The organism is Phreatobacter sp. GW821-FHT04C01 (assembly GCF_059420385.1).
This window is the reverse complement of sequence record NZ_JBWKTP010000001.1, coordinates 1,223,076-1,235,672: the sequence shown is the minus strand read 5'-3', so window position 1 is coordinate 1,235,672 and position 12,597 is coordinate 1,223,076. Positions and strand designations below refer to the sequence as shown.

Annotated in this window: 11 protein-coding genes; 8 read left to right on the top strand and 3 right to left on the bottom strand. The window is 67.9% G+C overall.

Annotated elements, in window-relative coordinates; all coding sequences use genetic code 11:
- Positions 1-8: 8 nt before the first annotated feature.
- From AC07WJ_RS05810 to AC07WJ_RS05800, 3 genes are read right to left on the bottom strand one after another with little or no spacing between them, the layout of a single operon-like run.
- A complete protein-coding gene (locus AC07WJ_RS05810; RefSeq protein ID WP_494933558.1) occupies positions 9-1,004 on the bottom strand; it encodes an NAD(P)-dependent oxidoreductase in 996 nt (331 codons plus the stop codon).
- Positions 1,001-2,023, bottom strand: coding sequence for a Gfo/Idh/MocA family protein (locus AC07WJ_RS05805; protein WP_494933557.1), 1,023 nt, complete (start codon positions 2,021-2,023; stop codon positions 1,001-1,003). The genes AC07WJ_RS05810 and AC07WJ_RS05805 overlap by 4 nt, the downstream gene beginning before the upstream one ends.
- The gene (locus AC07WJ_RS05800) at positions 2,020-2,787 is read right to left on the bottom strand and encodes an enoyl-CoA hydratase/isomerase family protein (RefSeq protein ID WP_494933556.1); all 768 of its coding nucleotides are present in this window, start codon (positions 2,785-2,787) and stop codon (positions 2,020-2,022) included. Before AC07WJ_RS05800 ends, AC07WJ_RS05805 begins: the two co-directional genes overlap by 4 nt.
- 85 nt (positions 2,788-2,872) lie before the next feature.
- Here AC07WJ_RS05800 and AC07WJ_RS05795 point away from each other — a divergent pair, with 85 nt between their 5' ends.
- The 8 genes from AC07WJ_RS05795 (at position 2,873) to AC07WJ_RS05760 (ending at position 12,498) form a co-directional block, all read left to right on the top strand.
- The gene (locus AC07WJ_RS05795) at positions 2,873-3,892 is read left to right on the top strand and encodes a LacI family DNA-binding transcriptional regulator (protein ID WP_494933555.1); all 1,020 of its coding nucleotides are present in this window, start codon (positions 2,873-2,875) and stop codon (positions 3,890-3,892) included.
- A gap of 303 nt (positions 3,893-4,195) precedes the next feature.
- Entirely contained in the window at positions 4,196-5,206 is a 1,011-nt protein-coding gene (locus tag AC07WJ_RS05790; RefSeq protein WP_494933554.1) for an ABC transporter permease, read from the top strand.
- Positions 5,203-6,087 carry an ABC transporter permease gene (locus AC07WJ_RS05785; protein ID WP_494933553.1) on the top strand — a complete coding sequence of 295 codons (885 nt, stop codon included), beginning with the start codon at positions 5,203-5,205 and terminating at the stop codon, positions 6,085-6,087. Before AC07WJ_RS05790 ends, AC07WJ_RS05785 begins: the two co-directional genes overlap by 4 nt.
- 8 nt (positions 6,088-6,095) lie before the next feature.
- Positions 6,096-8,174, top strand: a complete 2,079-nt coding sequence (locus AC07WJ_RS05780; RefSeq protein WP_494933552.1) for an ABC transporter ATP-binding protein — start codon at positions 6,096-6,098, stop codon at positions 8,172-8,174.
- Positions 8,175-8,190: 16 nt separating this feature from the next.
- Positions 8,191-9,822 (top strand): acyl CoA:acetate/3-ketoacid CoA transferase, encoded by a 1,632-nt coding sequence (locus AC07WJ_RS05775; protein ID WP_494933551.1) that lies wholly within the window; start codon positions 8,191-8,193, stop codon positions 9,820-9,822.
- A complete protein-coding gene (locus AC07WJ_RS05770; protein ID WP_494933550.1) occupies positions 9,819-10,658 on the top strand; it encodes a shikimate dehydrogenase family protein in 840 nt (279 codons plus the stop codon). The genes AC07WJ_RS05775 and AC07WJ_RS05770 overlap by 4 nt, the downstream gene beginning before the upstream one ends.
- A complete protein-coding gene (locus AC07WJ_RS05765) occupies positions 10,655-11,095 on the top strand; it encodes a MaoC family dehydratase (protein WP_494933549.1) in 441 nt (146 codons plus the stop codon). Before AC07WJ_RS05770 ends, AC07WJ_RS05765 begins: the two co-directional genes overlap by 4 nt.
- A gap of 257 nt (positions 11,096-11,352) precedes the next feature.
- Positions 11,353-12,498, top strand: coding sequence for an acyl-CoA dehydrogenase family protein (locus AC07WJ_RS05760; RefSeq protein WP_494933548.1), 1,146 nt, complete (start codon positions 11,353-11,355; stop codon positions 12,496-12,498).
- Positions 12,499-12,597: the final 99 nt, after the last annotated feature.

Sequence of the window (12,597 nt, the reverse complement as noted above, 5' to 3'; positions counted from 1 at the left end):
CGCCTCCCCTATTTCAGCCGGCCGAGCCGCGCCGCGGCGTCGCTATTGACCGCGCCCGGCGGCACTTCGCCAGCGAGCAATGCACGCACCTGGCCGACCGTATCGAAAGCCTGATGCTCGATCGCCGCCGGCGTCAGCCCGCCGGTATGCGGGGTGGCGACGACATCCGGCCGGCGCGCGAGTTCCAGCGACGGCATCTGGTCGGGCGCGCGGCCGACATCCATGGCCGCCCCGGCGAGCTGCCCGGCATCGAGGGCGGCGGCGAGCGCCGTCTCGTCGACCAGGTTGCCGCGCGACAGATTGACGAAGAAGGCCGACGGCTTCATCCGCGCGAAGGCCGCGGCGTTCATCAGGTTCTCGGTCGCATCCGTTGCCACCACCAGGCAGATGACGAAGTCGGCTTCGGCCAGCAGGGTCTCGAACGACACCTGCTCGACCCCGTCCTCGTCGATCGTCTTGTAGGGATCGCTCGCCAGCACCCGCATGCCGAAGGCCCGGCCAAGGTCGGCCATGGTGCGGCCGATCGCGCCATAGCCGATGATGCCGATCGCCGAGCCGCGCAATTGCCGGCCGGTGCGCGGCACCGGTGCCAGTCCCGCGCGATAGCTGCCGACCGCAGCCGAGACGCCACGGGCGAGATCGATCATCATGCCGAAGCCGAGTTCGGCGACGGATGCGATGAAGCCCGGCGTCGCGCGGGTCACCAGAATGCCCTGCCGGCTTGCCTCGGCGACATCGACATTGCGGATGTCGACCGCGCAGCGCAGGAAAGCGACAAGGTCGGGCGCCTTCTCGAAGAAGGCGCCGTAGCCGGGCGTCAGCCGGTCGGAGACGATGATGGCGGCGCCCGCCGCCGCCTCGACCAGAGCCTCGGCGTCCAGCACCCGGCCGGTGGGATTGATCACCACCTCGGCCATGTCGCGGAGCGCCGCGACGGCGCGCGGGCCATAATAATTGGCCAGCATGTCGGGCGTGTGGGTCAGGAAGACACGCTTGTTGGTCATGGGATGTCCCGTGTTGCGCCGGCGCCCGCGGAGGCCAGCAGGCCGTCGATCAGATGGTGGACCTTCAGCGCCTCGCGCCCGCTGACGGCGGGATCGCGCCCGGCCTCGATCGCGTCCAGGAAGTCGGTGATCACCGCCTTATGCGCCTCATGCGAAAAGGCCATGGGGTCGGCACCGCCACTTTTCGATTCGCCGCCCTCATGGACGACCACCCGGCCGTCGCGGAAATAGACCTTGAGCGTCTCGGCCTCCAGCACCGCGGTCGCATGCTCGCAGGCGAGTTCGATCCTTTCGGCAAAACCCGGAAAAGCCACAGTGGTGGCGTCGATCGCGCCGATCGCACCGTTCTCGAAACGAACTGCGGCGGCGACGATGTCTTCCGTATCGATCGCCCGCGACGGCGAGGTCCTGGCCATGGCCGAGACCTGCGTGATCCGGCCGGTCAGGCTCTGGAACAGATCCAGCGTATGGATCGCCTGCGTCAGCAGCACGCCGCCCCCGTCGCGCGCCTTCATGCCGCGCCCGGCCTGGGCGAAATAGTCGGGCGACCGCCACCAGCGGATCGACGCCGAGCCCGAAACCAGCGCCCCGAATGTGCCGCTCCTGACCATCGCGGCGAGTTTCAGCGAAGCGGCCCGGAACCGATGCTGCAGCACCACGCCGAACCGGCGATCGGCCGCCGTCATCGCGGCGACCGAGCGTTCGGCCCGCTCGACGGTCACGTCGAGCGGCTTTTCCAGCAGCACATGCTTGCCGGCGGCGGCGCAACGCGCGGTCAGGTCGAGATGGGTCATCGGCGGCGTCAGCAGGATCACCGCGTCGACCGCCGGGTCGGCCAGCACCGCGTCGAGATCGGCCACCACGGGCAGGTCCGGATGGGCCTGCGAGAAGGCCTGGCGGCGCTCGGCGCTCGGCGCCTGGCAGGCGACGATCCGGGCGCGGTCGCCGAGCTCCCGGAGGCTCTGGATATGCGGCTTGTGGGCCATGCCGAGGCCCACGACGGCGATCCCGAGGGTCATTGCTTGAACTCCGCGTCGCGCTTTTGCTGGAAGGCCCGGATGCCCTCCATGTGATCGCCCGCCGCGAAACACAGCGTGTTCATCTCGTTTTCGTAGCGCAGCCCGGCGGCGAGCGTCGAGGCCAGCGCCATGCGAACCGAGGCTTTGACCGCTTCGACGGCGACCGGACTGAAGCCGGCAAATTTCCGGCAGAGCGCGCGCGCCTCGGCCTCGACCTTGTCATCGTCGACCAGATATTCGACCAGGCCGAGACGATGCGCCTCCGCCGCGTCGATCGGATCGCCGGTCAGGAGCAGCTTCATCGCCTGGCCGTAGCCGATCAGGCGCGGCAGCATCTGCGAGGCGCCGCCGCCACCGACCCAGCCCCTTTGCACTTCGGGAAAGCCGAGGCGGGCGCCGCGCCCCATCACCCGGATATCGGCCGACAGCGCCGTCTCCGCGCCGCCGCCCAGCACCCAGCCGTGCAGCGCCGCCACCACCGGCTTGCGCATGTCGCGCACGGCGGTCGCATATTCCACCCGGTTGCGGAAAGCCCAGGAGCTCGGATATTCGGCCAGCGCGTTGAGGTCGCTGCCGGCGCAGAAGGCCCTTGGCCCGGCACCGCGGATCAGCACGGCGCGCACCCCGTCGTCGCGATCGATCTCGCGGCAGAGGCGCTCCAGCCGCGCCGCCATGGCGGGGGTCACGGCATTCAGCTTGGCCGGGCGGTTGAGCACGATTTCCGCGACGAAGCCGTCTTTTATCAGTAGAACCTCATCTTCCATCGCGCATTCCTTTCCAATAAGGACAGATTTGGGATTGGCGCCCGGGGGCACACGACAAGGCATGAGCGGTGAGCCGAAAAGCGTCGTGAGACCGCAGCGTGTGACGTTGCACGACCTGGCGATCCATGCCGGCGTGTCGCGCGCCACCGTGTCGCTGGTGCTGCGCAAGAGCCCGCTGGTGGCCGAGAAGACGCGGCTCAAGGTGCTCGAATCCTGCCGGGTGCTCGGTTATGTCTACAACCGCGGCGCGGCCAACCTGCGCACCCAGCACACCCACACCATCGGGGTGTCGATCAACGAGATCACCAACCCCTATTTCACCGAGCTGACGGCGGCGATCCAGCGCTCGTTCCTCGATCTCGGCCGCACCGTGTTCATCGCCAATTCCGACGAGGATCCGGCCCGCCAGGACCAGTTCATCGCCACCATGCGCGAATATAACGCCGACGGCCTGGCGATCTGCCCGGCCCAGGGCACCTCGCGCGACACGCTTCGCCGGCTGAAGGAACAGGGCGTCGCCTGCGTCCTGATCTCGCGCGACATCGCCGGCTCCGGCCTCGATTATGCCGGCCACGCCAACCAGGCCGGCATGCGCATGGCGACCGCCCATCTGATCGGGCTCGGCCATCGCCGGATCGCCATGATCGGCGGCAACGACCTGGTCTCGACCGGCGCCGAGCGGCGCGCCGGCTACCGCCAGGCGCTGACCGACCACGGCATCGCCATCGATCCCGCCTTGATCCAGCCCGGACCGGCGACCCGCAGCTTCGGCGCCCAGACCGTCAAGGCCCTGCTGGCGCAGCCCGACCCGCCGACCGCCGCCGTCTGCTTCAACGACGTCCTTGCCTTCGGCGTCATGCTCGGCCTGCGCCAGATCGGCCAGGAACCCGGTCGCGACTTCGCGGTCGTCGGCTATGATGACCTCGCCGAAGCCGAATTGTGGATGCCGGCGCTGTCGACCGTCGAGATCGACTCGGTCGGCATCGGCCATGCCGCCGCCAAGCTCTTGCTCGAACGGATCGAAGATCCCGATGCACCGGCGCGCCGGGTCATTTTGCAGCCGAAGCTGATGTTGCGGGAATCGAGCGGTCCGCCGCGCAAATAGCGCCCGCCGAGCCCCGGCGGAGACACCGGCCCGGCCCCGATCCTGCTGCTCCGCCGCGCGCGGCCGACCCGCCATGCCTCCCCCTCGTCCCGGCCTTGTTTTCAGATGCGCCGGGCTGATTTCCGGATACACTACGTTGGGATTGACACCGCGTCATCCGGAATTTAGAACGATCTAAATAATAAAAATACCGGAGGAAACATGCTCGCCCGCCCCATGCGCGGCTTATCGGCTGCTGCTCCCCTGTCTTCCCGCGCCCGCCTCGGGCGCCCCTGTTCCCCCAGGTTCGCGGGGAGCTAGCCCATGGTACGCTTCATCGTTTCGCGACTGGGCATCACCGTCATGATGGCGATCATGGCGACCCTGGTGATCTTCTTGATTTCCAACATGGTGCCGGGCGACCCGATCCTGGCGCAGCTCGGTGACATCGCCGCCTCCAACAAGGAATTCGTCGCGGAATGGCGGGCCAAATGGGGGCTCGATCTGCCGCTCTGGGAGCGCTACCTGATCTTCCTGAAGGGACTGGTCCAGGGCGACCTCGGCGTCTCCATCGCCTCGCAGCGGCCGGTGCTCGAGGACATCGCGCAATTCGCCCCGGCGACCCTCGAACTCGCCACCATCAGCTTTCTTCTGGCCCTGGTCACCGGCATTCCGCTCGGCATCATGGCCGCCGTCTGGCGTGATACCTGGATCGACCACGTGGCCCGCGTGGTCTCGCTGGTCGGCGTGTCCTCGCCGACCTTCTGGCTCGCCTTCATCATGCTGGCGATCTTTTACGGCGGGCTCGAAATCGCCCCCGGTCCCGGCCGGCTCGACGCCATCGCCCTGCCGCCGCCCACCGTCACCGGCCTGCTCCTGATCGACACCATCGTCGCCGGCGACTGGGAGATGTTCCGCGACGCCGCGGCCCACCTGGTCCTGCCCTCGATCGTGCTGGCGGCAGCAACCCTCGGCCTGATCACCCGCACCATGCGCGCCAGCATGCTGGAGAGCATCCAGCAGGACTATGTCCGGGTGGCACGCGCCAAGGGGTTGAAAGGCTTCACCGTCATCGTCGGCCATGTCCTGCCGAACGCGATGATCCCGGTGGTCACGCTCGGCGGCCTAGCCTATGCCAACCTGCTCACCGGCGCCGTCATGACCGAGACGGTATTCTCCTGGCCGGGGCTCGGCCGCTACACCTTCCGCAGCGCCGCCACCCTCGATTTTCCGGCGATCATGGGCATCACCCTGATCGTCGCCCTGGTCTACCTCCTGGTGAACCTGATCATCGACATCAGCTACGCGCTGCTCGACCCGAGGGTGAAACGATGACCGTCACCGCGGATCACGAGGCCGCGACCGCCCGCGTCATCGCACCGGTCGCCACCAAGGCGCAGCGCTGGCGCCGCCGCTATGGCCTGGCCGCCATTGGCGCAGCCATCGTCCTGCTCTGGGTCGTCATCGCCCTGGTGGCGCCCTGGCTGACGCCCTACAAGCCCGACGCCGTCGACGTCACCAACCGGCTGCAGCCGCCCTCCTGGCAGCACTGGCTCGGCACCGACGTGCTGGGCCGCGACGTGCTGACGCGCCTGCTCTACGGCGCCCGCATCTCGCTCACCACCGGCTTCGTGGTGGTCATCGTCGGCGCCGTCTTCGGCACGCTGGTCGGCGGTTTCGCGGCTTATGCGCGCGGCCGGACCGAGGAGGTGATCATGCGCATCACCGACCTCGTGCTGTGCTTTCCGCCGATCATCCTGGCACTGGCCATCGCGGCCGCGCTCGGCATCGGCACGCTCAACACGATCATCGCCATGCTGGTGGTCTGGTGGCCGAAATTCGCCCGCCTCGCCCACAGCCTCGTGCTGGTCCAGCGCTCGCAGGAATATGTCGAGGCCGCCATGGTCATCGGCCTCAGTCCGGCACGCATCCTGATCCGCCACATCATCCCGAACTCGATCGGGCCGCTGATCGTGCTGGTCACCCTGGACGTGGGCAACGCCATCATCACCTTTGCCGGCCTGTCCTTCCTGGGGCTCGGCGTGGTGCCCCCGACCCCCGAATGGGGCTCGATGGTGGCCGAGGGCCGCGAGCTGGTTCAGCAATGGTGGGTCGCCACCTTCCCCGGCATCGCCATCCTGACCATCGTGCTCGGTTTCAACTTCCTCGGCGACGGCGTCCGCGACTGGCTCGATCCGCGCGCGAGAAAACGGTGAGTGGCCCGATGAACATGAACATCAAGCCACCGGACGGCCAGGCCGTCACGCCGGCCCTCGAAGTCACCGACCTGCACACCCAGTTCTTCACCGACGAGGGCGTGGTGCGCGCCGTCGACGGCGTCAGCTTCTCGGTCGCCGCCGGCGAAGCGCTCGGCATCGTCGGCGAATCCGGTTCGGGCAAGAGCGTCACGGCGCTCTCCCTGATGCGGCTCCTGGACGAACCGAGCCGCATCGTCGGCGGCGAGATCCGCTTCCAGGGCAAGGACCTGCTGAAGGCCTCGGCGGAGGAGTTGCGAAACCTGCGCGGCGACCGCCTGGCCATGGTGTTCCAGGATCCGATGACCTCGCTCAATCCGGTGATCAAGATCGCCAAGCAATTGATCGAGACCATGGTGGTCCATGGCCGCTATACGCCGGAAGAAGCGGGCAAGCGCGCTGTCAACCTGCTCGGGCGCATGGGGGTGAGTGCGCCGGAACGCGCCGTCGACAGCTATCCGCACCAGTTCTCCGGCGGCATGCGCCAGCGCGTGATGCTGGCGCTCGGCATGAGCAACGAGCCGGCGCTGCTGATCGCCGACGAGCCGACCACCGCGCTCGACGTCACCATCCAGGCGCAGATCCTCGACCTGCTGCGCGAGCTCAACCGCGATTTCGGCACCGCCATCGTGCTGATCAGCCATGATCTCGGCGTCATCGCCCGGGTCTGCACCCGCACCATCGTCATGTATGGCGGCGAGGTGGTCGAGGAAGGCCCGACCGAAGGCCTGCTGAAAGACCCGCGCCATCCCTATACCTGGGCGCTGATCAACGCCGTGCCGCGCATCGACGAGACGACCTCGGGCGACCGCCGGCTGACCACCATCGATGGTCAGCCGCCGGATCCCTTGAACATGCCGGCCGGCTGCCGTTTCGCGCCGCGCTGCCCGTTCCGGGTCGCGCGCTGCGACGAGCATCCCGATCTCGGCGAGGTCCTGCCCGGCCGCAAGGCCCGCTGCTGGGTGACCCAGGGCGGCGAGACCCTCGCGCTGAAGCAACGTCACGCCACTGCAGCCCAGGCGCCCGGCACGCCGTCGGCGCGCCGGGCCGGGCCGAAACACGAGGGCACGCCGATCCTCAGGGTGCGCGGGCTGGTCAAGCACTTCGCCCTGCCGAAAAGCGGCTTCTTCGAGCCCTATCGTTATGTCCATGCCGTCGATCATGTCGATCTCGACGTCTATCGCGGCGAGACCGTCGGCCTCGTCGGCGAGTCCGGTTGCGGCAAGTCGACGCTGGCCCGCGTCGTCATGCGCATCCACCAGCCGAGCGCCGGCGAGATCAGCTTCGACGGCACCGACATCGCCCAGGCCAAGCAGAGCCAGATCCGGCCGCTGCGCCGGCGCATGCAGATGGTGTTCCAGGACCCCTATGCCTCGCTCAATCCACGCATGAGCGTCGCCGACATCCTGGGCGAGCCGCTGCGCTTCCACGGCCTGACGACCACAGCCGCCGAAACCCGGGAGCGGGTCGAGGACCTGCTCGCGACCGTCGGCCTGAGCCCACGCTCAGCCGAGCGTTTCCCGCATGAGTTCTCCGGCGGCCAGCGCCAGCGCATCTCGATCGCCCGGGCGCTCGCGGTGAAGCCGGATTTCATCGTGGCCGACGAACCGATTTCGGCGCTCGACGTCAACATCCAGGCCCAGATCATCAACCTGATGCTCGATCTGCAGGATCGCTTCGGGCTGACCTATCTGTTCATCGCCCATGACCTGGCGGTGGTGCGCCACATCTCCGACCGTGTCGTCGTGCTCTATCTCGGCAAGGTCATGGAAGTGGCTCCCGCCGATGCCGTCTTCGACCGGCCGCTGCATCCCTATACCCGCTACCTGATCTCGGCCGTGCCGATCCCGGACGCCGCGGTCGAACGCGGCCGCTCGCATCTGAAGCTCACCGGCGAACCGCCGAGCGCCGTCGACCCGCCGTCGGGCTGCCGCTTCCGCACACGCTGCCCTCTCGCCAAGCCGATCTGCGCCAGCGAGCCGCCGGCGCTCGTCGAACATGCCCCCAACCATCTCGTCGCCTGCCATTTCGCGGGCCAGCTGTCGTGAACATCAGGAGGGTACCGTGCAACGCGTGAGCGCGGACGAAGCCGTCAAACTGATCCGCTCCGGCGACACCATCGTCATCGGCGGTTCCGGTGGCGGTCATGCCGTCCCGGAGGCCCTGATGGCCGCCGTCGAACGCCGTTTCCTGGCCGAAGGCCTGCCGCGCGACATTACCGCCGTGCATCCGGTCGGCCTCGGCGACGGCGCCAACCGGGGCGCCGGACATTTCGCCCATGAAGGCCTGTTGAAGCGCATCGTCTGCGGCACCTTCGTCAATTCGCCCGGCATTTCCGACATGGCCATCGCCGACAAGGTCGAGGGCTACACCTTGCCGCAAGGCGCGCTCTCGCAATTGATGCGCGAGATCGCCGCCGGCCGGCCGGGCCTGATGACCAAGACCGGCCTGCACACCTTCGTCGACCCGCGCCACGGCGGCGGCCGGCAGAGCCGTTGCGCGCCCGAAGGCGTGGTCGAGCGGGTCGATTTCCGCGGCGAAGACTACCTGTTCTTCAAGTCCTTCCACATCGACGTCTGTTTCCTGCGCGGCACCACCGCCGACGAGGACGGCAATATCAGCATGGAGCAGGAGGCCGTGTTCCTGGAAATGCTGTCGGAGGCCCAGGCCACCAAGCGCTGCGGCGGCCTGGTCATCGTCCAGGTCAAGCGCATCGCCAAGCGCGGCACGCTGCCGCCGAAATCGGTCAAGATCCCAGGCATCCTGGTCGACCTCGTCGTGGTCGAGCCGGGCCAGTGGCAGACCTATCTGGTCGAATACAGCCCGTCTTATGCCGGCGAGCTGCGCATGCCGCTGTCGGACATTCCGGTTCTGCCGCTCGACGCCCGCAAGGTCATCGCCCGGCGCGCCGCGCTCGAACTGTTCCCCGGCGCGATCTGCAATCTCGGCTCCGGCATTTCCACCGGCATCGCCAATGTCGCGGCCGAGGAGGGCGTGCTCGACGAGGTGTGCCTCACCAACGAGCAAGGCCTGATCGGCGGCGCGCCGGCATCCGGCGGCGACGCGGGGGCTGCCCGCAACTACATGGCGATCGTCGACCAGCCCTATCAGTTCGATTTCTATGACGGCGGCGGGCTCGACCTCGCTTTCCTGTCCTTCGCCGAGGTCGACGCCTCCGGCAATGTCAATGTCAGCCGCTTCGGCGACCGCATCGTCGGTCCGGGCGGCTTCATCAATATCAGCCAGAACGCCAAGAGCGTGATCTTCAGCGCCACCTTCACCGCCGGCAAATCCGAGATCGGCTGGGGCGACGGCGCCATGCGCATCGTCAAGGATGGGCCCCAGGCCAAGCTCGTCGAGGCGGTCCAGCAGATCACCTATAGCGGCCGCTACGGCGCCGAGCGCGGCCAGCGCGTGCTCTATGTCACCGAACGCGCCGTGTTCCGGCTCGGTCCCGACGGCGTCGAGCTGATCGAGATCGCTCCGGGCATCGACGTCGAACGCGACGTCATCGGCCGCATGGGTTTCCGGCCGCGCGTCTCGTCCGAGCTGAAGCTGATGGACCAGCGGCTGTTCCGGCCCGAGCCGATCGGGCTCGCCGGTCATCTCGGCGGCCGGCCGCGGCGCGCGCCGCCGGCCCATCTGGCCGAGGCCGAATTCGCGCAAGTCGGCACCCGCCAGGTGGCGGCGGAATGACGGTGGAGGTCATGACCAATCCCCTGAACCAGCAAGTCCTGATCGACGGCGCCACCCGGCTCTACGCCATTATCGGCGATCCCATCGCTCAGGTGAAATCACCCGGCGTGTTCAATCCGCGTTTCGCCGCCGCCGGCATGAACACGGTAAAGATTCCGGTCCATGTCCACCCCGACCGCTTCGAGGAAACCGTCCGCGGCCTGATGGCGATCGGCAATCTCGACGGCATGATGGTGACGGTGCCCTATAAGGCGCGGGTCATCCCGCTCCTCGACCACGTCCTGCCCATGGCGGCCAAGGTCGGCGCGGTCAACGCCATGCGCCGGGAGACCGACGGCAGCTGGACCGGCGACATGTTCGACGGCCGAGGCCTCATCCGGGGCTTGAGCGAACGCGACATCCGGCTCGGCGGCCGTCGCATCATGCTCATGGGCGCCGGCGGCGGCGGCAGTGCCGTCGCCGTGGCGGTGGCCGATGCCGGCGCGGCAAAGCTCAGGATTTCCGACGTCGACCCCGCCAAGGCGGCAGCCCTCGCCGATCGTGTCGCCAAGGCCTATCCGGCCTGCGAGGTCAGCGCCGGCGCGCCCGAGATCACCGGCCACGACACCCTGATCAACGCCACGCCGATCGGCATGGCGCCGGGCGACGGCTTCCCCACGCCGCTCGACGGCCTGACCGCCGATATTCTGGTGGTGGATATCATCATGAAGCCGGAGGTGACGCCCTTGCTCGCGCATGCCCGTGGCCTCGGCTGCGTCGCGCTCGGCGGCAAGGTCATGCTGGAGGGCCAGGCCGAGGAAGTCGCGCGCTTTTTCGGCATCGGAGGCCGCGCATGAACACGACCCGCCTCGAGATTGGCGAGACCGCGACCTTCGCCAAGACCATCACCGAAGCCGACCTGGTGCTGTTCTCCGGCCTGACCGGCGATTTCGATCCGATCCACGTCAACGAAGACTATGCCCGCAAGACCGCCTTCGGCCGGCGCATCGCCCATGGCGCGCTGGTCATGGGGCTCCTGTCGACCACCGCCTCGATGATGTCGCGCCGCTCGACCGAGCGCGGCTCGACCGGCGTCTCGGTGTCGCTCGGCTATGACAGGATCCGCTTCCTGAAACCCGTCTTCATCCAGGACACGCTGACCGCCCGCTACACGATCGAGGAGATCGACGAAGCCAAGGGCCGCAGCAGGTCCAAAGTCGAGGTGACCAACCAGGACGGCGAGCTCTGCCTGGCCGGCACCCACATCATGAAATGGGTCGCGGCTGCGGGCTGAGGCCTTTCCTGTTGCAGTTCGGTTGGCCGTCCTTCGAGGCTCGCAAGAGCTCGCACCTCAGGATGAGGATCGTCGAGAATTGCAACAGTGGCGGTGCAAGGCGTGCATCATCCGTTCCGCCGCATGAGCAACGGCAATGCAATTCCCCAACTCCCCTCATCCTGAGGTGCGAGCGAAGCGAGCCTCGAAGGACGGCCAACCGGAATGCAGCGCCATTCGAATGCTTCGTCCGTCCTAGACACCCGAAAGCCCCCACCATGCAACTCTCCGAAACCCATCAGGAAATCCGCCGCACGGCCCGTCGCTTCGCCGACGAGGTCATTCGCCCGCAGGCCGAGGCGCTCGACCGCGACGAGGCCTTTCCGCGCGACATCTACCGGCAGATGGGTGAGCTCGGCCTGTTCGGCATCACCACGCCGGCCGAGCTCGGCGGCGCCGGGCTCGATCCGCTGGCCTATGCGCTGGTCATGGAGGAATTGTCGCGCGGTTATGCATCCATTGCCGACCAGTGCGGCCTCTACGAGCTGATCGCCACGCTCCTGTCGGTGCACGGCACCCCGGAACAGCAGGCAAAATGGCTCGGGAGCCTGCTCAAGGCCGATTTCCGCCCGGCCTATTGCATCACCGAAGCCGAGGCCGGCACCGATGTCTCCGGCATCAAGACCACAGCCGAACGCACGGCCACCGGCTGGCGCCTCTCCGGTTCCAAGCTGTGGATCCACAATGCCCCGGTCGCCGATGTCGGCTTCGTGCTGGCGCGCACCGACAAGGCCGCCGGCAAGCGCGGCATGAGCATCTTCATCGTCGAACTCGACCGGCCGGGCGTGTCGCGCGGACCCAAGGAACACAAGATGGGCCAGCGCGCCTCGCAGGTCGGCGGGCTGCAGTTCGACGGCGTCGAACTGCCGGCCGATGCCCTGCTCGGCACCGAGGGCCGCGGTTTCCACATCATGATGAGCGCGCTCGACAAGGGCCGTGTCGGCATCGCGGCGCTTGCCGTCGGCATTGCCCAGGCGGGCCTGGAGGCCGCGCTCGACTATGCCAGGACGCGCCGGCAGTTCGGCCAGGCGGTAGCCGAGTTCCAGGGCCTGCAATGGATGCTGGCCGACATGGCCAAGGAAATCACGGCGGCGCGGCTCATGGTCCACAACGCGGCCGAGGCGCTCGAGACCGGCCGGTCGGCGACGATCTACTGCTCCATGGCCAAATGCTTCGCCGCCGACATGGCCGTGGCCCAGACCGCCAATGCCGTGCAGATCTTCGGCGGCAGCGGCTATATCAGGGGCTTCGAGGTCGAGCGGCTCTATCGCGACGCCAAGATCACCCAGATCTACGAGGGCACCAACCAGATCCAGCGCTCGATCATCGCCCGCGAGCTGCTGAGCCACGGAGTGCCCGGCTGAAGTCCTTCTTCAGCCCGGCTGAAGTCCTGCTTCTTCAGCCCGGCTGAAGCGCGGCAACTGTCGGCCCGGGCGGCTCCCTCACCCGCGCCGGGCTGATCC